Source organism: Roseburia faecis (genome assembly GCF_001406815.1).
Taxonomy (GTDB): Bacteria; Bacillota; Clostridia; order Lachnospirales; family Lachnospiraceae; genus Roseburia; species Roseburia faecis.
Window position 1 is genome coordinate 246596 of the sequence record NZ_CVRR01000005.1, and the last position, 22912, is coordinate 269507.

Consider the following 22912-nt stretch of genomic DNA (forward strand, 5'->3'; position numbering starts at 1 on the left):
GAATATACTATGAATTTACCGAAAGATCCTGTCATGCTTCTGTCTGTTGTCAACACACAGCTGCGTGATCATTACCCGACACTTACCGAACTTGCTGCCGCATATATGACAGATGCAGATGCAATTACAGAAACCCTTGCTGCCATCAATTATCATTACGATGAGGGGCAGAATCAGTTTATTTAACAGGCAATCGCCTGATTCACTTCATAAAAGGAGGGGAACTTTTGTATGGCCAGTTGTGATTTTTGTGCATACAATGAATATGATGAAGAGGACGAAGCATACTACTGCTCCGTCAATATGGATGAAGACGACATGGCTCGTTTTGTCCAGAGTAATTACAAGGAATGTCCCTTTTACCGTTCCGGGGACGAATACAAAGTTGTACGGCACCAGATGTAACCTGGTGCCGTTTTCGTAAAATACTAATTATATTATGTTTCTGCCCACACGTCCATGGATTTCTTTCCATGCTTTCTCCCCCAGAGATACAACAGCACACAGGCAGCCAGAAGTACAATATCGGCAAAAACCGTTCCCTCAATGCCAAAACCAACATTATATGCAAAACTGTCTCTTGCTGTCGCTGCATTCAGCTTAAATACCGAATACGGCACATTGATCCCACTGTTTGGCAAGCCAAAGAGAATGTTCTGCGTAAAATTCCATGCTGTATGTACGGCAAACGCACACCAGAGACTGTCCATATAATATACCATGAGGGAAAACAAAATTCCGACAAGAAAAATATTCAGGACAGAAAGCACCGTAACTCCATCATTCGCCAGATGCAGCAACGCAAACAGCAGTGCATTTCCGACAATTGCAACCACCGGATTTTTATAACTCCTGCGCAGTTTCTGATATAGAAATCCCCTGCACAGCAGTTCCTCTGCCGACGACTGGATAAACACGGTCAGAAACACAACCACAAACCACAGCGGATGAATTGCATCGTAAGTCAGCACAATATCATGGTGCAGCCATGCAATCAGAATACAAAATCCATTCAGTGCAAATCCCAGAACCAAACCGAACAGCAGATATTTCCAGTTATTTCCCTGTGGTTTCGTGCCGACTGCCTGTAAAATCGGACGATTCCGTTTTCGGATACCGATCCAGAACAATGCCACGGCCCAGATTCCCCAAAAGATCACATACATCAGTGTCGTATTCAAAAACGCAGAATTTAGTATCTCAGGGTTTCTTGCATAGGCAATCCCCACCGGGATTCCGAGAACAAAGTTTCCTAGAAATTGTCCTAAAACCATGAGAATCACAGTTTCAAGGTAAAGCACCGGAAGCGTATCAACAATTTTGTTTTTCAGCAATTTTTTCTTTTCCATTTGACTGAAACTCCTTTTCTTTTATCTGTTTCCAATTATATCTTTGTACGCTTAATGTTTTACCTGTTGTATCTTAACGTTTTCTTAAACTGCCGTTTAACGAAGACGGAAGTCTATTGGTTTTATCCACACTATTTGGTATCTTTATTTCGATGTACCAATTTTGCCTGCCGGTTGATCAGACGTCCGATCAGTTCTACCGACTCATCAATTCCGTAGCATGCACTGTTGATACACAGATCATAATTGATCGCATCACCCCAGCGCTTACCGGTAAAGGAATGATAATAATCCTGGTGCTTATGATCCATCTTGCGCACCAGATTAATGGCCTGTTTCAAATCCAGATTTTTCAGTTCCATCATACGGCGCACACGGATCGCAAACGGTGCCGTAATATAGATGCTGATATGCGGAATATGCTGTCCGGTCAGTACGACATCCGCAGCACGTCCCATAACAATCATATCTTCCTCTTTTGCCAGCTCACAGATTAAGGCACTCTGCCGGAAGAAAGATGCGTCTTTCTTTGACAGACCATGATAACGCTTAAAATCGCTGACTTTTGCCGCATCTGCCCCGAATTCTTTTGCATCTCTGCGATCTAGAATCTGATTCAATACCGATTCATCATAATAATTGATATGCAGTGCTTCCGCCAGTGCAAATCCAATATCAGTACCTGCACTTCCATGGGAACGGCTGATACAAATTACCAGATGATCCTTCTCAGAAAACTTCTTGCTCAGAATCGAAGAATTCATATCTGCCAGATCTTTATCCACAATATCTACCGAGCCAAAGCTCATCGGCAGATTTGCTATTTCTTCCAGAATATCATTATATTCAACCAAAAGGTCATGGCGTGCTTCTTTATTCCGGATACTTCTCGCCATGTTTCCGATCAGAGCCAGTTCACTTCGAAGCAAATGCCCCTGTGGATTGGAAACAATAAGCATGGTCAGGTCATCCAGCACACGCGCTTTTTCTCCGGTAAATGTCTTTCCGAGTCCAGAACCGGAAGTCTTGTACACCTTTTCATCCAGTTCATAGATGCGGTTCGCCAGCTTTCTGCATTGTTCTTTGTTGTCCATAGCCTTCTACCTCCTATAAAAAGAATACCAGTGTATCAATGATAAATACCGGAATCAAAAACTTCAGGGAACATAACATATAACCAAAGAATGACGGCATCTTGATACCGTTTTCATCCGAGATGGATTTCACCATAAAGTTCGGTGCATTTCCGATGTATGTGTTGGCTCCCATAAATACCGCACCACAGGAGATTGCCATAAGCATCTTGACCGCAACGGTTCCCACGGTTGTGGCAATACCACTGGTTGCGCCCAGTGTTCCTGCCGTTGTAAGGAATACCAGATAGGTTGGTGTATTGTCCAGGAAACTGGAAAGTGCACCGGTCGCCCAGAACATCTCTAAAGGTTTTGTCAGTCCCAGTTCTGCTCCCTTGCTCTTTAAAATCATCAGTGCCGGCTGCATGGTGATAAAGATACCGATAAACAATACTGCAACTTCCTCGATGGCACCCCAGGTAAAATGGTTCTTGGTACGAACCTCTGATTTTGTGGTTTTAAACGACAGAAATGCCGCAACCAGAATAATCACAATCTCGATCAGTGTCGGCACAGCCAGTCTTACACTTCGAAAGATCGGAACGCTGATGACACTTCCATCTGCATTCTGGAAAGCTTTCATTCCCGGAAGAACTCCGCTTAACACAACACCTGCCACAATCATAATCATAAAGATAATATTGTGCAGACCATTCACCTTTAACGTGGTAGTCGGTCTGGAGATATCCGGACGCATGCCAAGTGCAATATCCCTGCGATATGCACGGCGGTCAATGAAATAAAATACGGTCAGAAGAATTACCATATTGAATATCAGTACCGGGAACAGACGCAGACTCCAGGTAAATGGAACTCCTCTCATAAATCCCATCAGAAGTGGCGGATCACCGATTGGTGTCAGACATCCACCCATATTGGAAATCAGGAAAATGAAAAAGACCATAATATGACTCTTATTTCTTCTCCAGGAATTCATCTGAATCATCGGACGCACCAGAAGCATACTTGCACCAGTTGTACCGATACAGCTTGAAAGCAGTGTTCCGATCGCCAGAAGGCCGGTATTCATGCGCGGGGAACCCACGAAATCTCCTTCCAGGTTAATGTTTCCTGAAACACAAAACAGACCAAACAGCAACACAATAAAGGAAAGATAATCATTTACAATACATTCCAATACCGTTTCTGCAGTCTCTCCTGCACCGTATTTTACAGCAAACGGAATCATAAATAAAAGTGACCAGATGAGTACCGCCCAGCCTTTATTTTTGTCCCACCATTCTCCTTTTACCAATGGGAAAATTGCGATACATAATAAAAGGCCGGCAAACGGTATGCACAGCCAAAGCGGTATGTTACCCATTTTCTTGTACCTCCTTATAATCTCTGTATATTTTACACCTCAGCCCCCAAAAAAGTAACCGCTAATTCGTCAAATAATTAACAAAGTTCCAATCTCCATTTCACTTATTTTTGTATATTTTCTCCATATAAAGAAAGCCTGCATCCAAACGGTGTATTTTATTTCACAGGCAGCATTTTGTCACAAAATGAAGAGAAGCCTCTCCGTTCCCGGATCGGCTTCTCTTCGAGGAGTTTAGTTATGAAAATGTTTATTAAATAAAAAGGGAATAATGTAAAGGAATGATTTCCGTTTACATTGTCTAGTATATGCAAAAAATGTGTCCATATTATGTCCACTTCAAAAACAAATTCTAAAATCATATTCCAAAAATTTTAGAGACATTTTATATATTTAACAATTTCTTACATAATTCGATCTTGCTGTCATCGGTCAGACTGTTTTCAAATACCACCTGTCCACGTTTCTGCCGGCCGCAAAGCAGATCTTTCTCCTGCAGTCTTCTTTTCATCTCGCGTGCGGTTCCCTCGCCTCCGTCAAAAATTTTCACATTCTCCCCCAACACCTGCTGAATCTGTTTTCTGGCAAACGGATAATGTGTGCAGCCGAGTACCGCTGCATCCACCTGGTTTTCCCGGTAAGAATAAAGCAGATCTTCCAGATATTTATAAAGATCCTCTCCGTCGAGATCTCCCCGCTCAATAAAATCCATCAGCCCCGGACACGGCAACGGAAGAATTTGTGCTTTCTCTTTGTAGCGCTCCATCAGCACATGAAACTTTTCTTCATGAATTGTCATCGGGGTTGCCATCACAAGGACTTTGGGATGTTCCATGCAAAGTGCCGCCGGTTTCAGTGCCGGTTCAATCCCGACAATCGGAATATACGGATACATCTCGCGCAGTTTCCGGACAGCAGCACTGGTGGCTGTATTGCAGGCAACCACAAGACCTTTTGCCCCCTGGTCAAACAGCTTTCGTGCACATCCGATCGTCAGGTCCCGCACTTTTTCTTTTTCTTTTGTTCCGTATGGTGCATTTTTAGAATCACCGAAATAAATAAAATCTTCCTCCGGCATAATCCGGATCAGTTCCCGCAGGACACTGATTCCTCCCACTCCGGAGTCAAATACCGCAATTGGGTTTTCTCTTTGTAATTGATATTCCACAGATCTGTTATCCTTTCTTAATTGAAAAAACATGGTTCAGTTGTTATAATAGTAACTAGTAAATAGCAATGGAGAGTGACAACTATGCTGACTGAAAAAAATATTTCCGATAAATATAAATACTGTGAATTTTGCGGACGCACGCTTCCAAAACATTATGAAGGAACGCTATGTCCCACTTGTCAGGAAGCACAGCTTTTCCGGAATGTGCGGGATTATATCCGCGCCAACACTGTAAATGAATATGAAGTTGCAGAACATTTCCATATTCCTCTCCGGCAGATCAAAGAGTGGATTCGGGAAGGCCGGATCGAATATCATGAGGTCAACACAGCTTCCACTATCTCCGGCATGCACTGCCAGCGCTGTGGTGCTCCGGTTTCTTTCGGTACCCTGTGTCCGAATTGTCTGAAACTGATGAACACACAGGGCAGATCCGTTGCCCCTGCCATTTCACCGGATTCACGCATGCACTATCTCGATACCCCTTCTGACAAAACGAAATAAGAACTATCCACTCACAGGAAAGGGATGCCGGATTTCGGCACCCCTTTTTCTTACGCCTGTGTACTTCTGCGAATTACTTTTTGTCTGTATTTAAACTCCACTGCTTCCAGATATTTATCATCCGGTTCAAATTTGATCAGCAGTGTCTCGCCTTCCTTTTTCAGAACCATATCATAATATGCAGTATCTTTGTCATGAGAGGTATAATCAATCACCTTGACACCCTCTCTCTCGTATTGTGATACACTGCGATCTCCGGCCGGTGCAATCTGAATTACATCATCCATCGGATAACCTCCCAGTGACTTTCTGCGGTTCTTGTTTAAAACTTTTGCGAAGCGGACTTCCCCGTCAAAATAAGAATACTCAAACTCCTTGGAGTTTCCCATCAGAACAAACCAGACAATTCCGCATACCAGTGCAACCGGTAATGTAATGCCACTGGTCAGACATGCTGCAAGCAGACTCACTACTGCAAGTACAAGCATCAATGTCCCCACTACTTTTGCAACCACGGTCTTCCGGACCGGTACTAATACATATACTTCCAATCTTCTATCTCTCCTTCATTTGTAGTAATGTTAATTATACTCCATCCCACACTTTTTTTCCACTAGAGAATAATTTTTTCATAAATACAGTAGATTTTTTGTTCCCCAGCCCTTACAATAAGAGATATTATTTTTCGTTTATTTTCGGAGGTGCATATGATACATATTCCAACAGAAAAACTTGCAGATTTTGAAAAAAACATCCGTCGTGAATGGACCATGACCAATGGAATCGGCGGATACGCGGGAGGCTCCATCATCGGTGCCTGCAACCGGACACATCAGGGATATCTGATTGCCAGTCTGCATCCCCCGGTCGAGCGCTATCTGGTATTTTCCAAAACCAATGAAAAACTGACACAGGGAACCCATGTTTACAATCTGGAAACTTCCCAGCATGCCGGGAAAGGACATTCTCCCATCCGCACGCAAGGACAGCGTTTTTTAACGGATTTCTCCTGTGACGGAACTGTCTGCTTTTCCTATGCCGCCGGCAATATCCGTATGGACAAACATCTGGCCCTGCTGCGGGAATCAAACACAGTTGCGATCTCCTATACGATTACAAACCAGGGAGAGGAAGCCGGACTTTCCATCACCCCGCTTATGAATTTCCGGGAGCACAGTGCATCGTCTGCCGTTTCTGACCTGCAGTTTACCTGTGAGCCAAACACAGTGGGCGGTTTCACTCTGATCCCGGCTGCTGCACCCGGACTCTGCATCGAGCTTTCCTGCAGTGCCGGCAGACTTTTTCCACGTGAAAACCAATACGACGTGGATATGCAGTACCAGACGGAAGTAGACAACGAAACGGCAGGACTGGATACACATTTTTGCCCATATGATCTGCGTTTTACACTTCCGGCACACAGCAGTACAGAGATTTCCCTGCTTTGCACCGTCCACCCGGTACAGGACACCCCTGTGTTTTCCCGCCCGCAGGCAGATACCGCAGCAATCGAAATCGCACACGTACAGGAATATTATGATTCCTTAAAACAACAGGCGGGATATGGCGATGATGCTTTTGCCAATACACTTGTCGTGGCAGCAGACCAGTTTCTTGCCCGGCGCGATTCCACTGGACTTATGACAATCCTTGCAGGTCTTCCGTGGTTTACCGACTGGGGCAGAGATACCATGATCGCTTTTTCCGGGCTGACACTGGCCACCCGGCGGTTTTCGGATGCCCGGGAAATTCTTTCGACCTTTGCGCAGTATGTCCATCACGGCATGGTCCCGAATATGTTTCCGGATGACGGGCAGGACCCTCTCTATAACACTGCAGATGCCTCTCTGTGGTATTTTTATGCCGTGGACGCATATTTGAAGGTTACCGGACAACCATCGGATTATGACTATATACAGCAGCGTATTTACCCCGTTCTGCGTGAAATTATTCATGCCTATGCACACGGCACGGATTTTTCCATCTATATGGATGATGACGCCCTCATCCATGCCGGAAGCGGATTGGACCAGGTAACCTGGATGGATGTCCGTGTCGGTGACTGGGTAGCTACCCCGCGTCACGGAAAACCGGTAGAAATCAATGCACTGTGGTACAATGCGCTGTGCGTGACTGCGGAACTGGCAGAACATTTCAAAGAAGATTCCTCCGTTTACCGCCAGCTTGCCACTCGTGTATCTGCTTCCTTCCGAAAAGAATTCTGGAACGAAAAAGACGGATGTCTCTATGACGTTATTGAAGAAAACGGCAAAGATGCAAGCATCCGCCCCAACCAGATCTATGCCGTCAGCCTTCCACATACCATGCTCACGGCAGAACAGGCTCTGCAGGTGGTAAATACCGTAGAGGAAAAGCTGCTTGCCGGCCCCGGCATACGCTCCCTCTCTCCGGAACACAAAGACTATCACGGGATCTACTGTGGCTCTCTTCCGAAAAGAGATGCCGCTTACCATCAGGGAACCGCATGGGGATTTCTGATGGGCGGCTTTCTGACTGCTTACATGAAAGTCCACCACCACTCTCCGGAAGCAAAAAAACAGGCAATGGTATATCTTGCACCGGTACAGACCCACCTTTTGGAAGAGGGCTGCATTGGTTCTATTTCCGAAATTTTTGACGGTGATGCCCCGCATACCTGCCGTGGTTGCTATGCCCAGGCATGGAGCGTTGGAGAAATTCTGCGCTGCTACACACAGGATATTCAAAAAAATCAAAAATAATGATTTTTTTCTTGACAAGAAGATCTCACTCGGATATAATACTAAATGTTCCGCGTGAGATTTTCAATTAAGAAATCCACTGCAATGCCTAGTTAGCTCAGTTGGTAGAGCAGAGGACTGAAAATCCTCGTGTCTCTGGTTCGATTCCGGAACTAGGCACTATATGCGGGTGTAGTTCAATGGTAGAACACCAGCCTTCCAAGCTGGATACGTGGGTTCGATTCCCATCACCCGCTCTTTTAAAGAAACTGTTTATCCGGTTTCTTTTTTTATACTCTTTTTTATGAATATCCTGTCTCATACCACGTAAAAAGGACGGCTGCATCTGCAGTCGTCCTTTATATCATGTATGGGTAATAAAACTCGCTTAGAAGAGATCTACACTTCCGAAGAACTTGTCATTGATTACATAATATGCCTTGTACTCTTCCGGCTTTACATAAATATTTAATGTCTTAATGCATCCGGCACGATGTCCCTCAGCTACAAACTGTTTCTTTACCTTATCCTCAAGTTCTCCAAGATTTGCAGCATTCTGCTGATACTGAACAATGATTTCGGTCTTTGCCGGCTGTTTTTCTTTCTTTGCCTTTGTAGCAGCCTTTGCTTTCGTTGCAGCTTTCTTCACAACAGGTTCTGCCTTCTCAACAACAGCCTTTGTTGTTGCCTTTGCAACTTCTTTTGCCTTCTCTTCTACAACTTCTGCTTTCTTTGCTGCTGCCTCAGCAACATCCCCGACTTTTGATTCTACCTTTTTTGTAGCATCCTTAACCGCATTTTTAACTTCTGTCTTTCCCTCTGGTGTCTTCATCAGCTTCACGTCAGAAACTGCTTTGTTTAACTTCTTCTCCTGCATAACGATTCCTCCTAACCAGAATTATTCACATACTAAAAATTTTTCAATTGCATCAAGTGCTGCTTCTTCATCGGCACCCTCCGTCACAATATCAACCGACATTCCATCGGATGGATTAAACGCCATAATTCCCATAATGCTCTTTGCATTAATTCTACGGTTATCGCTCTCCAACATAATATCGCTGTCGAACTGACATGCTACCTGAACAAGTTCTGCGATTGGATTGTCGTGTCCTTCTGACACATTAGAAACGATCACATTTTTCTTACTCATACGCTCTCCCTTTCCAAAACTGTATAACTCATTCTCAAATATATCTCACTTATCCAGGAATTGCAATATATTAACTTTATTTCTGTTAAATCTTCACGAATCATCCATAAAACCTTGTCCTTAATTGTTCATTTTTACAATGAAAATTAACGGTCCAAATAAGTAAAGAAAATGTATCCTGCTTTCCGGAACCAGTCATCCGCATCTTTATAACTTTTTGACCTCGTGGAATGGGTCTGCGGATCATAATAATAAATGCTTCCAGAGGTATATCCCGTCACTAATACGGCACTGTCTGTTCCGGTCATTGCAAATACCGGGCTGCCCTTGCTGACATAAAACAGAATCTCCTCTACTGTGCAGCCGGATATATCAAGAACAACAGAATCTTTTAATGTATTTTCAATCGCACTTTTCGGGGTTCCTCCATTGTCAATCAGTTCTTTTACACTGAGCCCGTTTCCTCTGTAATTAAGCATGGCACTGACCGCCTGAACCACGGATGATGAACTCTTATCCGCATCGTTTACTTTCAGGCTGCTAAATGCCGTCTGTGCCGATTTACGCGCACGCATCCATACATACTGCTGCTTGGAATCCACCACAACTCCCATATGATTATTAGCGCAGACGATGGCATCCGCGATCTCATCGGTTGCAAACAGCACATCACCTTTTTTGTACACATAAAAGTATTCCTGCGACTCCTTATTTTTCACGGAAACATCACGCGGATTTTCGAGTAAAACAGATTTGGAAGTCAGCATTTTAATTTTGGATGCATCTGCCCCATTTTTCATCATAAGCTGGTACTGTGTTTCCTTGCGATCTGTCACGGTTGATCCCACGGTAACTTTTTCTTCCGTGTCTCCCTCACGGTTCATGATCGCATCGGTTCCTGCAGCCACATAATGTCCGCCGGACTTTTTGATCAGATGAATGGTAATTGTATAATCCTCCACCGAAATGGAACCGATACTTCCCCTGGACGGTTCATACGTCTTTAAGATACTGTGTGAATTTTCGGAAGTATCCATGATGGTTAAATTTTTCATCGGGAAAACCGTATTTCCCGCTGCTGCAACCATCACCTTATCTTTCTTTGCTGCTCCGTAAATAAAATCTTCATCGATAAACCCAAGCGGAAGAATATACTCTCCCTTTTTTGCCTTGATATCATAGACAGAAGCATTTTTCAAATTCATCAGGTGAATCACATCGCTTTTGTATTCTTTTTCGCTGTCTACCCACGCAAAATACTGATTCGATTCCGACACTTTATAACAGCTTTCTTTCAGATCTTTCACAAGCACTTCCGGAGTCCGCTTGTCCGTATCTATACTGTAAAGTTTCTGATCCATGATCAGGTAAAATGTCCCCTTTTCGTTCACATACATTAACTGCCCCATCTGTGCTTTGAGTATTTCATAGGAAACATCCGACGGGATAAAAATTTCTTCCTCTATAGTGTGTACCAGACCATCATAATGATATACTGCCGTGCCCACTTCGCCTTCATGATCCCCACGGTTCATATATCCATATACAACAAAATCAATACTTCCCGCTTCATCCACACGGGCAATTTTGATATCATGCTGATCCCAGTTATCCCTCGCATTGATCCCCTCTGCCCCAAGGAAACTGAATACCTGTACAATCTTATTATTTACACGGTCAAAGCACCAGAGTTCTCCCTGCTGTACAAACGCGATCACATCTCCGGTCTCACTTACAGCATATTCAATATTTTTGTCACGTATGCCAAGTTGGATCTGATTATTATCTGTAATAAACCGGTTTTCCCCACGGAAAATCTGATTTAAAGTACGCTCAAAATTTAAGACATACATACGGGATTCCGTCATACGCAGACGATAATATTCTTCCACATTATAATACTCGGTTTCCCCACCGGTTCCTTTGGTGGTCACCACATACCGGAGTGTGATCACATCATAGGAATCATTGATTTCCTTGAAAGATGCCTCGGGTTCTCCCATCTGCTCCGGTTTTAAATCTGCCCAGGTAATCTGGTTTAAGGTACAGCTTAAATCCACATAATTGAGTGTACTGGTATCGCCTGTTGCCGCATCCATATATTTCGGAATAAATTTATTTGCATCATCCCGGAATGTATATTCATGAAACTGCAGTGCAAAATCCATACATGCCTGAGTATCATCGTTTTGTGTCTGCATCAGCCGGGTGTAATACCGGATCTTATTTTTTCCTGAAGCAAGAATAACAATCAGTTCATATTCTTCCCCTTTTCCGAGGATATTCTGGATTTTCAGGTTTGCAGAGATTTCATTATTTTTTTCTTTGATCCCCTGTGCATCCCCCTTTGCAACCAGCCGGGAATCATCAAGACTCCGGATTTCATAAGCAATGCCTCTGATTTTTTGTCCATATGTATTAATTTTCAGCGGAAGCAGTCGTGTATGGTCTACCGGCACAATTCCATCCCGCATCTTTGTAATATTCATTTCCGATACGTATCCGTGCAGCTGTGCCACGCTGTTATTTCCTTCATAAAACTGGACGATGGGAAGGGTTGCCTCCTTCATCGCCGTTGTCATATCTTTATTATCCTGATTGGTTATGATACTGAAAACAATCAGTGCTGCCAGAAAAAGCCCTGACAGCACCACTGGTTTAATTACTTTCCTGTTCATTTATCTTTTCCTTCTTAACTATGGCTGTAATTTCTGCCGTTACATCCATCTCCTGCATCTGCGATGCCGGCAGCGCCGTTTGCACATTTCCGCACCAAACAGCACACCGATCATACTGCGAAGCCACGGATTCCCACATTCCCGTTCCTGTGTTGTCATAGTTTCTCCGGCGATAGAAGCCGGAACCATTTCGAAATATGATGCCGCCTGCATGTTTCCTTCGATCCGGTTCTCTTTCTTTTTCTGCACTTCGGACAGCTTCCGGTAAATTCCATCAATCTCCATCTGTATCATCAGGCGGTCCGGTTCCTCATCGTAGATGCGGCTTCCCTCATATTCCAGCTGGTCAAGCCTCTGTTCCACCAGCTCCATGATCTCTTTTGTCTCTGCCGGATAGTACTGTTTCATTCGTTCCATATCTTTTTCATATTCCATCTCTGTCAGATACATACTCTGCATCGGATATGTCATATAAAACGGAATCTTTGGGTAAAAATCGTTTGAATAATCCACTTGCATGCTCCATCCTGTCATCATTATAGACTATGCCATGCAACGGTTTTTTGTTCTTATTTTCCTACTATTTTTAAGCATATCTGCTCGTATTCCGGATAATTTTTGTGCCGCATTTCCGTTTCCAGTACTCCCTGTGCATTCTTATGGAAATGATATAAATTATACACACCCTTACGGTAGGCATAGTCCTCTCCATTATCCTGAAAATGATCGTAAGAAGCCTCTCCCGGAGTTGTCAGCAGATACAGCGTACGGTACGGCTTTTCTCCAACATACGCCATTTTTTCATACATCGGGATCATCGTTCCTTCTTTCAGGTACATCGGGCACAAATCAATCGGTGCATCCCGCAGGAAATACTTTCCTCCGGTAATTTTCTCTCCGGTCCAGTAATCATACCACTCCCCTTCCGGCAGATACACCATTTTCTTCGTGGCTCCCTGCTCCAATACCGGGGCAACGAGGAGATTTTCCCCTACCAGGAACTCTCCATTGAGGTTATAGGTTTCCGGGTCCTTTGGATAATGCAGAACCAGAGGACGCATAACCGGAAGTCCGGTCTGTTCTCCCTGATAAAACAGATCATACAGATACGGAAGGAAACGATAACGCATCTTTACATATTTTCGATAGATTCCCACCACCTGATCATCAAACTGCCACGGCTCCTGTCTGCGTGTTCCCTGACAGGAATGATTTCGAAACAGCGGAGAAAATACGGCAGCCTCGATCCACCGGGTCAGAAGTTCCGGGGTCGTATCCGCACCGAATCCGCCAATGTCGGTTCCGGCAAACGCAAATCCGCTCATACCGAGATTACACAGCTGCGGCACCATCATCTGCAGGTGCGACCACAGACTCTGATTATCTCCGGTCCACACGGTCGCATATTTCTGTGTTCCTGCATACGCTGCACGTGTGATAACAAACGGACGCTTATCGGAAAGTTTCTGCAGTCCCTCAAAGGTCGCACGGCTCATATAATGTCCATATACATTGTGCATTTCCGCATGATTTGTCGTACGCTCCTCATCATGAAATACAACATCCTGCGGCAGCTCGCCACGGAAACTTGCCGGCTCATTCATATCATTCCATACACCGTCCACACCGATGTCGACCAGAAACTTATGGTGTTTTCCCCACCAGTCGCGTACTTTGCGGCGTCCAAAATCCGGATAATTTGCATCTCCCGGCCAAACCTCATTGACATAGGTAGTTCCCTGTGTATCGGTCGCAAAATATCCGTTCTCTTCGCCTTCTTTACACATAAAATAGTCCGGATCGACTTTGGTTCCCGGATCAATGATCGTTACCGTTTTAAAGCCCTGTTTTTTTATTTCCGCAATCAGATCCCCAGGTTTTCCGTACTTTGCATCATTCCATGTAAACACACGATACCCATCCATATAATCAATGTCAAAATGAATGGCATCACACGGAATATCCAGATCACGGAAATGTTCTGCCACATCACGGATATCTTCTGCGCACTGATAGCCCCAGCGGCTCTGCTGGTATCCAAGCGTCCATCGCTGCGGCAGCGGTGTCCGCCCGGTCAGATATGTATATTCTTCAATCAGATCCGTCAGTTTTTCTCCACCCAGGAAGTACAGATCCAGATTGCCATCATCCGCGCCGTAAAAATAATATTCCGGATTTTCTTTGCCCAGATTGAGATAGCTGTGGAACGTATTATCAAAAAACATGCCATATACGTCATTCTTTTTCTTGCAGAAGAGCACCGGAATCGACTTGTACAGCGCATGATAGTCCTCATTGTGTGCCTGTGGAATATCGGAATTCCAGTTCTCATACTCATAATTTTTTTTATTCAGGAATCCGGTCTTATCACCCAGACCGTAAAAATCATCCCCCTCGTCCAGATCAAACATCATCTGTACCGGATAATCATGTGCGCCCAGATTCGACGTATCATGCCCTTCCGACTCCAGAATCTGTTTCATCTGCTCACTGACTTCCCCGCAAACACTTCTGCCCTGCCGGTGTGTCCGGACAAGCGGAGTCCCGTCCGGTCTCGTAATCACCATTTCCAGATTTTCTCCAAACTGCATCCGGATCTTATCGGTTGCAATTACCAGATCTTCTCCTTTTTGCTCTGCCGTCAGTTCTGTCGCAACCGCCTTGTCTCCATCAATGGCCTTAGAATAATGTTCCTTTGTTCTGTAGGGCACAAAAATATTGACAATATCATCCCTTATGGCTTTCACCACCAGTTTTTGCTGTTCATACTTCACACAAATCTCATTTCCATCCTGTCGGAAGGACATAATTTTTCCTGCTGTACTCATTGTTTCCCCTTTCCGTTACTCTGTTTCCTGCGTTGTTGTATCCGGTTCCTGATCGGTAACATAGTCTGAACTGACATATCCTTTTTGTCCGTTATATTCTGCCTGCACCCATCCGTTTTCTTCTCCCAGCAGTGTCAGCTTCGTTCCCGTCACGAGAACGGTAAGAATTTCACTGTCTGTATTCGGCTCTGCACGGAAATTTACGCCATCCGTGCTTGTCCATACACTCTGTCCGTCTTCGTCCAGCGGCTGTTCCGTTACCGGTGGCAGATTGCTGTTGTCTTCCGGCGGTGCATTATTTGTGATTTCCGTTTCCGGTGTCTGGTTTTTCCCTGCATTCCGCCCATGAAGCCATACGATAAGTGATATAATTCCTGCGAGCAGTGCTGCGCAGATTATGGCAAAAATAATTCTGGCAATAATAACGTCTTTTCTGTGACTTGCTTTCATGATCGTTGTCCCTCCCCTTCATCTTCTGTACATATAATTGTGGTTTTCCCTGGATCTACCTTGTCTTTTTCCAAAATCAGTTTTCCAATCTTATCCGCCCGGATGATTCCGCCGGAAGGATTGAGCACACTGTCCACGGTATTTACAATCTGTGCATCCACCGTGGAATACTCAAATGCCAGTGTCGTATTAATCAATTTACAGTTCACCATTTTCAGATTTTCTATATAACACATGCCCTGCAGGCTCTCAATCGTACAGTTGACAAGTGTAAGATTTCTGGCATTCCATCCCAGATATTCTCCCGAAATAAAACTGTCATACACAGTAACATGATTGCTGTTCCAGAATGCATCTTTGGAAAGCATGCGTGCATGATGGATCTCCATGTTTTCCACACCATCAAATGAATAATTTCCAACCAGTTCAAAATGATCCAGCTGCATATTTTTACAATTCATGGCAAAATAATCCCCGTGCGCCTGCACATAGGACAGATTTACATCGGTACAGTTCCAGAGGGTTTCCTCTGCATTCGGGAAATTTACATTGGTCAGGGTTACTCCCCTGCAACGGCGGAAATTTTTTGGTGCTTCTACAATGGAATCTCTTACCGAAATATCATCGGTATACCATACCCCGGCCCGCGCCATGTCAAACCAGGTACATTCCTTTACATCGACATGTTTGCAATACCAGAGCGGATATTTCCACCGGAACAGACAATTATCCAGATAAAGACTGCTGCTCTCCTTCAACGGGGATTCCCCATCCTCAAACACACTGTCATATACCGCCAGATTTTCAGACTGAAACAGTGCGCGTTCTCCTGTTAATTTCTGCTGACGAAGCACCTGCCGTGCCGTGTCAAATTTATCGTTACTCATTTTTTATTCCTTCTTTTTCAACTTGTAATGATTGGGTCTGCTAGTTATTTTACCACGAGATCACCGGAACATTCAAGTATGCTACTCTAACAAAAGCTCCTCGACCGTGACAAACGAATATCCCTGTTTCTGCAAGGTATCTATGACCGTAAATGCCGCCTGTACAGATGACGCCGAAGCATCGTGAAGCAGAATAATGTCCCCCGGCTTAGTATCCTTTAGAACTCTCTGAACCACAGTATCCGCATCGGTCGTTGCCCAGTCCCGCGGATCTACATTCCACAGTACTTCGATCAGATTTACCTGCGCATCCAGTTCCTTCTGCCAGCATCCGTAAGGTGGACGGATATATCCTGCATATTCTCCCGTCACATCATAAATCGCCTTCTGTGTTTTTTCAATCTGCTGCAAAGTGCATGCCGTGCCCACTTCCTTAAAATTAACATGTTTATAAGAATGAACACCGATCAGATGTCCGTCATCATGCATCCGTCTGACGACATCCGGATACTGTTTTACCTCTTCTCCCAGCAGAAAAAAAGTGGCTTTTACACCACGTTTTTCTAATCCGTCCAGCAATTTCGGTGTATATTCCGGATTCGGCCCGTCATCAAAGGTAATTGCAACTGTTTTCATTTCTTTCTCCACTTTCTCCGGCTGCAGTGTCATTGTACTTACAACAGCCGCTGCGTTTCCAATGCTGTATGACAGGAAAAGAAACAGTGCATACCCCACATATCTTTTCCATTGTTTTTTGTCTGCCATTTCATACCACACAAATTTCCTGCTTAGTATATCGTATGAATTTAATCATAAAAAATATGTTGTCCTTATTCTGAATCATAAGTTTCCCTGCTGATGCCCTCCCCGAGCATCATCCGTTCCTCATGCTGCATTTCTTTTTCCCGGATGGCGCGTTCATAACCGGTCAATGCTGCAAACGGAGAAAACTGTGCGGCCCGGTCTTCCGATGGCATCTGCGGATGCTTTTTCGAAACCGGATGCGGCAGATCTATGATGTCATCATAACGATGCGTATTTTCCAGCCGGTTCATGCCCGATGTCCTCCAATCTGTCCGTTGCGCTGCCGCATGGTTGCCCCTTCTTTGAAATTGGTTCCTTTTAAAATGGCATTTTTCCCATAACGCTGCTTAATGGAAAGCATGGCTTTCTGCATCTGTTTTTCCTTCTGCAATGCCTGCTTTTGTGCCTTCTGTTCCTCGGTTTCTTCCGCAAAATCAAACAGGCTCATCTGCTCATACGTCTGTTCTTTTTGTGCCTCCTGCTCTGTGCGTACATGGCATGCCGTAACATAGATCCTGCGGATCAAAAGATCCGGATTTATAATTCTGTCATATAATTCCAGTGTTTTTTCTACTACCGTAATGGCAGAAGATGTATGATTTTGCAAATTTGCCGTCCCATGCGCATGCTTTGGAATCTTTCTTCCGTAACGATCCGTAGTCACTTCCCCGTGATATCTTTTTGCCCGCACCGGGTCTGTCAGATTTTCGATATCATAGCCAACCGTCAGCACTATCTGATCCGTCACGAATCCATGCTCCACCAGATCCAGTACCAGCTGGTCTGTCATTTCCTGCACAACAATCCTTGCTTTATCTGCCGGGTACGGACACTGCAATACCTGTCCCGATCCGGAACTGTTCGCCTGCGGACGATACGCTTTGATCTGTGCAATCGTGCACGGTTCGTACCCCCAGGCATGATCAATCAAAAGTTCTGCATTCACACCAAACAGTTTGTAAAGCAGATCTTCATTATAATAATCTGTTTCTTTTCCGATGGAGCAGCGCGCCACATCTCCCATGGTATACATTCCGTTTTCTGCCAGTTTCTTCGCATATCCCGGTCCGACACGCCAGAAATCCGTGATCGGCCGGTAGTCCCAAAGCAGTTTCCGGTAACTTTTTTCATCCAGCTGGGCAATGCGCACACCGTTTTCATCCGCATCGATGTGCTTTGCCACAATATCCATTGCAATTTTGCACAGATACAGGTTGGTTCCGATCCCGGCAGTGGCCGTGATCCCAATGTGATCCTGCACATCCAGAATGATAGTCTGCGCCAGCTGATAAGCTGTCATTCCATAGGTTTTCAGATAATGTGTCACGTCCATAAACACTTCATCAATCGAATATACATGAATATCTTCCGGCGCCACATATTTCAGATATATATCATAGATCCGCGTACTGTATTCCACATAAAGTGCCATCCGCGGAGGTGCCGCAATGTACGACAATTCCGGCTCACCGGTTTTTCGGCTGCGGTTTACCTGTTTTACTTTCTGAACCACTTCAAAAAGCCTGGCCCTTCCCGGAATCCCATATTTTTTCAGGGATGGAGAAACTGCCAGGCAGATGGTTTTTTCCGTGCGGCTTTCATCCGCCACCACCAGATTGGTGGTCAGCGGATCAAGTCCACGCTCCACACATTCTACGGATGCATAAAATGATTTCAGATCAATTGCGATATACTGCGGCATACCTTTCCTCTCCCCAAACAGACATTCGTGTATGCTCTCATTATATCAAAATCCGATAAGATTGCAACGCTATTTACATTCCGTCACAAACACTTCACATTTCTCTAAAATCAGCTTATTTTCAGCATTTGTTCGTTTTTTATTTGATAAAAGTACCTTTTTTGCCGGAACTTCCCAATCCAGTTCTATGGTATCTGTTCCAAAATTTGCCGCTACCAGAACCCGGCGCCCCTGCAGGATGCGGTAATATGCCATTACGTGATCTGCATTCTCATATGCCGGCTCAAATTTTCCATAAGTAAACAACTCCCGATATTCCCCAGATTTGCGCAATGCGATAAGTTTTCTGTAATAATGCAGAACCGAATCCGGCTGCCCTTCCTCTTTTTCCACATTGATCACCGGATAATTATCATTGACTTTCAGCCATGGAGTTCCCGAGGTAAAGCCCGCCTGCGGCGCATCCTTCCACTGCATCGGCGTCCGTGCATTGTCCCTGCTCATGACCGAACATACGGCAAGTGCTTCTGCATCCGAAAGTCCGGCCTCACGCGCCATCCTGTACTGGTCTTTGGTACTGATATCATCGAATTCATCCACACTGTTCCATCTGGCATTCTGCATGCCAATCTCCTGCCCCTGATAAATAAACGGAATTCCACGCAGCAGAACACTTACTGTACCAAGCATCTTTGCCCCGTCCGCATTTTGCGCATAATCCGGCAGAAAACGGGAAACGCCGCGCGGCTCATCGTGATTTTCAATGATATTTGCCTCGAACCCGACATTCTGTACCCGCATCTGGGAATCTGTGATTGCTTTTTTCCACGCATCAAAAGAAATTGGTGGCGCATCGTACCATCCGTGTTCCCCGTCACTGAGCATATGGGCGCTGAAATCAAAAATTGTAGAAAAATGTCCATTTTCTCCAATAAAGTCCGGCAGGTCTTCCACCCCAATGTTAAATACTTCCCCTACCGTAAATGCATCCTTTTGGGCAAATGTATGATTCTTTAAATCTTCAAGCAGCGCATCGACACCTTCTACGTTTTCGACCATACGCCAACAGCTTGCCAGTCCATCGTCACCATCCGGCTCCATATCCGGAAATGCCAGATCTTTTTTAATATTGATGATCGCATCAATCCGAAAACCTGCCAGTCCTTTGTCCAGCCACCAGTTGATCATCCGGTAGATTTCTTCCCTCAGTTTTGGGTTTTCCCAGTTTAAATCCGGCTGCTCCTTTGCGAACATATGGAAATAATATTTGTCCGATCCCGGTACCGGCTCCCAGCAGTTTCCCCCGAAATAAGAACGGTAATTGCTCGGTGGATTTCCATTCTTTCCCTTCCGGAAATAAAAATAATCGGCATACGGTCCGTCCGGATCCGCCAGTGCTTTCTGAAACCATTCATGCTTGTCGGAGCAGTGATTGACAACCAGATCCATAATCAGATACATATCTCTCTTTTTGGCCTCCGCAAGCAGTTCGTCGAATTCCTCCATCGTTCCGAATTCTTCAGCGATTGCATAATAGTCCGAAATATCATAGCCCTGATCCACAAACGGGGACTTATAGATTGGAGAAAGCCAGATAATGTCAACTCCAAGTTCCTTTAAATAGTCCAGTTTGGAAATAATGCCCCGCAGGTCACCGATCCCATCTCCGTTTGTATCGCAAAAACTCTTTGGATAAATCTGATATGCCACCTTGTCATGCCACCATTTTTTCTGCATGTCCATGTCCTCCTTCACCTGTATCTCCATGTCCTTTGACAATTTGTTTCTGTAACATTATACTGTCATTATAGTTTGGAATTTTAAAATTATCTTGCATAATTCTTACTTTTTATAACACAATACTGCTCTCATAAGACAAAGGAGAATTTTCCATGAAACGGTTACAGACACTTGCCCTTGAACAGAAAGAAGATGCCCGTCACGGTGACGCGACCTTCCCCATACAGAAATATATCACTTCTTTAAAGCCGGATTATCCGGTCATAACAACGCACTGGCACGAAGAGGCTGAATTTACACTCATCACCGAAGGAGATGCCAGCTACCAGATCGACCTTACTTCCTACGCTGTGGAAAAAGACGATCTGATTTTTATCCCGCCTCTGCTGCTGCACTCGGTCTCCCGCGGACAGTCTACGCTTTACCAGTCCGAAACCTATGTGTTTCACATGAACTTTCTCGGTGGAAATGCGACCGATATCTGCTCCACCCGTTATCTGATGCCACTGACCAATGAAGAACTGTCGGTTCCCTGTCTGATCCGTCCAACCCATCCGGCTTATGTATCTCTGCGCAAAATTTTTGCACAGATCAGTTCTCTCTTTGCAAATCCGGTTGAGGGATACGAACTGGCCATTAAGGCATTACTGCTGCAGGTTATTTTCCTGCTCCTGCAGAACCGTACCCCGGACGGGAAACGATCTGTCGACACCGCAAACGCCTCTGAAAAATTAAAAACCGTACTGGACTATATCCATCTGCACTATGCCGAGCCGCTTACGGTTGCCGGTCTCGCTGCCCAATGCTATTTCAGCGAATATTACTTTATGCGTTTTTTCAAAAAACACATGAACATGACCGTAGTGGAATACCTCAACAATCTGCGATTGGAAAAGGCTGTAGAACTGTTTGAACAGGGAAACACCTCCATTCTGGAGGTCTCTCTCGCCACAGGATTCCACAACCTTTCCTATTTTCATAAAGTTTTTAAACGGAAATTCCACATGACGCCCAGAGAATTTCTAAAAAAACTATCATCTTTTTAAAAGCCCGTCACAAAAAGCCCGATATTTAATGCCGTAACTACAATTGCAATTACCCAGAGAACCATTTTAAGTCCGGTACTGTTTGCATACTTTCCCATCACTTTTTTGGACGAGGTAAGATAAATCTGCGTAAAAATAGTGATCGGAAGCTGTACTGCAAGAAGCATCTGGGAATAAATCAATCCCTGAAACGGAGACCGGATCAGCAGAATGATAAGCGCTGCCGGAATCATCGTAATCAAAACGCCCTGTCTGGTTTCTTTCGTCGCAATATCATAAGGTTTATTAAAAATTCCGGAAAAAATCGTTCCTCCCGCCATCCCTGCGGTAATACTTGAAGAAAGCCCGGCAAGTAAAAGGGCAATGGCAAAAATCACCGTTGCTTCATTTCCAAGCAGTGGTGTCAGCATATTTCCCGCAGTCGTCAGATCATCCACCTGGTTTTCCCCTCTCTGATAAAACGTCGCCGCCGCCATGAGAATCATGGCGCTGTTAATCGCCCATCCGATGATCATGGAAAACAGCGTATCCTTAAATTCAAATTTCAATTGTCTCTGAATCACCGCTTCTTCTTTCAGATTCCACTTCCGGCTCTGAATGATCTCCGAATGTAAAAACAGATTGTGCGGCATGACAACCGCGCCAAGCACGCTCATGATAACCGGCATCGCATGCGATGGAAATACCGGTTTTACCCATCCTGTGGCGGCAGCTCCCCAGTCAATTTTCACCATACAGATTTCAATTAAAAAGCAAAAACCAATCAGAGAGACAAAAAGCATGATCAGTTTTTCGATCCTTTTATATGCATTGGTAAATTCACAGAACAAGACCACGACAAGGATCAGCATGCTGCCCACTTTAATCGGAATGTGGAACAGCATCTGCAGTGCAATGGCACCTCCTAAAATCTCTGCCATCGCAGTCGCGATGGCAGCGGCTACTGCCGTTACAAGAATCACATTCTTCAATGTCCTGTTTATGTAACGGCTTGCTGCCTCGGACAGACACAATCCCGTCACAATCCCCAGATGTGCTGCATTGTGCTGTAAAATAATCAGCATAATCGTTGAAAGTGTTACCATCCAGAGCAGGGTATATCCATATCCCGATCCGGCTGCAATATTGGATGCCCAGTTTCCCGGATCAATAAACCCGACTGTTACCAGCAGTCCGGGGCCGATAAACTTCAAAATATTTAAATTGTCTTTTTTTTCTTTCCTGTTATTTTTATTCATACATCAGAAATCCTTTCTTTTCATGCTATTCGCGTAGTTAGTTTTAACTAACTGCATAATACACAAACATTGAACTTGTGTCAATGAAACGGCATTTTATTCCCGTTTTTTTATGCATAATTATTATTGACATGCGCACCAATATATCATAGTATTTATTTATGTTAGATATAGTTTTCAATACT

Annotated in this window: 21 protein-coding genes, 2 tRNA genes and 1 pseudogene; 7 read left to right on the plus strand and 17 right to left on the minus strand. The window is 44.6% G+C overall.

What is annotated here, in order from left to right; translation table 11 throughout:
* Positions 1–9 precede the first annotated feature (9 nt).
* Together M72_RS16195 and M72_RS17030 are read left to right on the plus strand one after the other, a co-directional pair.
* The gene (locus M72_RS16195) at positions 10–186 is read left to right on the plus strand and encodes a DUF4250 domain-containing protein (RefSeq protein WP_082413722.1); all 177 of its coding nucleotides are present in this window, start codon (positions 10–12) and stop codon (positions 184–186) included.
* Between the two features lie 45 nt (positions 187–231).
* Positions 232–405, plus strand: coding sequence for a DUF6472 family protein (locus tag M72_RS17030; protein WP_022045391.1), 174 nt, complete (start codon positions 232–234; stop codon positions 403–405).
* Positions 406–437: 32 nt separating this feature from the next.
* On the opposite strand, the gene M72_RS02090 is transcribed toward M72_RS17030, so the two are convergent.
* The 4 genes from M72_RS02090 to murI form a co-directional block, all read right to left on the minus strand.
* Positions 438–1349: a CPBP family intramembrane glutamic endopeptidase gene (locus M72_RS02090; RefSeq protein ID WP_206541796.1), complete on the minus strand. Its 912-nt coding sequence runs from the start codon at positions 1347–1349 to the stop codon at positions 438–440.
* Between the two features lie 131 nt (positions 1350–1480).
* Positions 1481–2443, minus strand: coding sequence for a cytidylate kinase-like family protein (locus M72_RS02095; protein ID WP_055066990.1), 963 nt, complete (start codon positions 2441–2443; stop codon positions 1481–1483).
* A gap of 13 nt (positions 2444–2456) precedes the next feature.
* Positions 2457–3806 (minus strand): sodium:proton antiporter, encoded by a 1350-nt coding sequence (locus M72_RS02100; RefSeq protein ID WP_055066991.1) that lies wholly within the window; start codon positions 3804–3806, stop codon positions 2457–2459.
* 385 nt (positions 3807–4191) lie between these two features.
* Entirely contained in the window at positions 4192–4974 is a 783-nt protein-coding gene (gene murI / locus M72_RS02105) for a glutamate racemase (protein ID WP_242853305.1), read from the minus strand.
* Between the two features lie 84 nt (positions 4975–5058).
* Here murI and M72_RS02110 point away from each other — a divergent pair, with 84 nt between their 5' ends.
* Entirely contained in the window at positions 5059–5481 is a 423-nt protein-coding gene (locus M72_RS02110; protein ID WP_022044775.1) for a hypothetical protein, read from the plus strand.
* A gap of 50 nt (positions 5482–5531) precedes the next feature.
* Here M72_RS02110 and M72_RS02115 read toward each other — a convergent pair whose 3' ends face one another.
* Positions 5532–6032, minus strand: a complete 501-nt coding sequence (locus M72_RS02115) for a DUF6106 family protein (protein ID WP_055066993.1) — start codon at positions 6030–6032, stop codon at positions 5532–5534.
* Between the two features lie 156 nt (positions 6033–6188).
* On the opposite strand from M72_RS02115, the gene M72_RS02120 reads away from it, so the two are divergent.
* The 3 genes from M72_RS02120 to M72_RS02130 all read left to right on the plus strand — a co-directional run bounded on the left by M72_RS02120 (position 6189) and on the right by M72_RS02130 (position 8458).
* Positions 6189–8222 carry an amylo-alpha-1,6-glucosidase gene (locus M72_RS02120; RefSeq protein ID WP_055066994.1) on the plus strand — a complete coding sequence of 678 codons (2034 nt, stop codon included), beginning with the start codon at positions 6189–6191 and terminating at the stop codon, positions 8220–8222.
* Positions 8223–8308: 86 nt separating this feature from the next.
* Positions 8309–8381 (plus strand) — tRNA-Phe (locus M72_RS02125).
* A 6-nt stretch (positions 8382–8387) separates the two neighbouring features.
* Positions 8388–8458 (plus strand) — tRNA-Gly (locus M72_RS02130).
* Between the two features lie 131 nt (positions 8459–8589).
* Here the strand turns inward: M72_RS02130 and M72_RS02135 are convergent.
* The 11 genes and pseudogenes from M72_RS02135 to M72_RS02185 all read right to left on the minus strand — a co-directional run bounded on the left by M72_RS02135 (position 8590) and on the right by M72_RS02185 (position 20440).
* On the minus strand, positions 8590–9078 hold the full coding sequence (locus M72_RS02135; RefSeq protein ID WP_022044772.1) for a DUF6465 family protein: 489 nt from the start codon (positions 9076–9078) through the stop codon (positions 8590–8592).
* 21 nt (positions 9079–9099) lie between these two features.
* Positions 9100–9354 (minus strand): HPr family phosphocarrier protein, encoded by a 255-nt coding sequence (locus M72_RS02140; RefSeq protein ID WP_022044771.1) that lies wholly within the window; start codon positions 9352–9354, stop codon positions 9100–9102.
* A gap of 146 nt (positions 9355–9500) precedes the next feature.
* On the minus strand, positions 9501–12032 hold the full coding sequence (locus tag M72_RS02145) for a cysteine peptidase family C39 domain-containing protein (protein WP_055066995.1): 2532 nt from the start codon (positions 12030–12032) through the stop codon (positions 9501–9503).
* Between the two features lie 39 nt (positions 12033–12071).
* A complete protein-coding gene (locus M72_RS02150) occupies positions 12072–12569 on the minus strand; it encodes a hypothetical protein (protein ID WP_261291774.1) in 498 nt (165 codons plus the stop codon).
* 32 nt (positions 12570–12601) lie between these two features.
* The gene (locus tag M72_RS02155; RefSeq protein WP_055066997.1) at positions 12602–14860 is read right to left on the minus strand and encodes a glycoside hydrolase family 31 protein; all 2259 of its coding nucleotides are present in this window, start codon (positions 14858–14860) and stop codon (positions 12602–12604) included.
* 15 nt (positions 14861–14875) lie between these two features.
* Positions 14876–15310 carry an SH3 domain-containing protein gene (locus tag M72_RS02160; protein WP_055066998.1) on the minus strand — a complete coding sequence of 145 codons (435 nt, stop codon included), beginning with the start codon at positions 15308–15310 and terminating at the stop codon, positions 14876–14878.
* On the minus strand, positions 15307–16197 hold the full coding sequence (locus tag M72_RS02165; protein ID WP_055066999.1) for a DUF3737 family protein: 891 nt from the start codon (positions 16195–16197) through the stop codon (positions 15307–15309). Before M72_RS02165 ends, M72_RS02160 begins: the two co-directional genes overlap by 4 nt.
* An 81-nt stretch (positions 16198–16278) precedes the next feature.
* The gene (locus M72_RS02170; protein ID WP_070103605.1) at positions 16279–16962 is read right to left on the minus strand and encodes a polysaccharide deacetylase family protein; all 684 of its coding nucleotides are present in this window, start codon (positions 16960–16962) and stop codon (positions 16279–16281) included.
* Positions 16963–17060: 98 nt separating this feature from the next.
* Positions 17061–17252, minus strand: a pseudogene (locus M72_RS02175) (hypothetical protein); the annotation flags it as partial.
* Positions 17249–18703: a Y-family DNA polymerase gene (locus M72_RS02180; RefSeq protein WP_055067000.1), complete on the minus strand. Its 1455-nt coding sequence runs from the start codon at positions 18701–18703 to the stop codon at positions 17249–17251. The gene M72_RS02180 and the pseudogene M72_RS02175, both read right to left, overlap by 4 nt.
* Positions 18704–18772: 69 nt before the next feature.
* Positions 18773–20440, minus strand: a complete 1668-nt coding sequence (locus tag M72_RS02185; protein ID WP_055067001.1) for an alpha-glucosidase — start codon at positions 20438–20440, stop codon at positions 18773–18775.
* 155 nt (positions 20441–20595) lie between these two features.
* On the opposite strand from M72_RS02185, the gene M72_RS02190 reads away from it, so the two are divergent.
* Positions 20596–21489: an AraC family transcriptional regulator gene (locus M72_RS02190; protein ID WP_055067002.1), complete on the plus strand. Its 894-nt coding sequence runs from the start codon at positions 20596–20598 to the stop codon at positions 21487–21489.
* Here the strand turns inward: M72_RS02190 and M72_RS02195 are convergent.
* Positions 21486–22727, minus strand: a complete 1242-nt coding sequence (locus M72_RS02195) for an Nramp family divalent metal transporter (RefSeq protein WP_055067003.1) — start codon at positions 22725–22727, stop codon at positions 21486–21488. The genes M72_RS02190 and M72_RS02195 overlap by 4 nt on opposite strands.
* Positions 22728–22912: the final 185 nt, after the last annotated feature.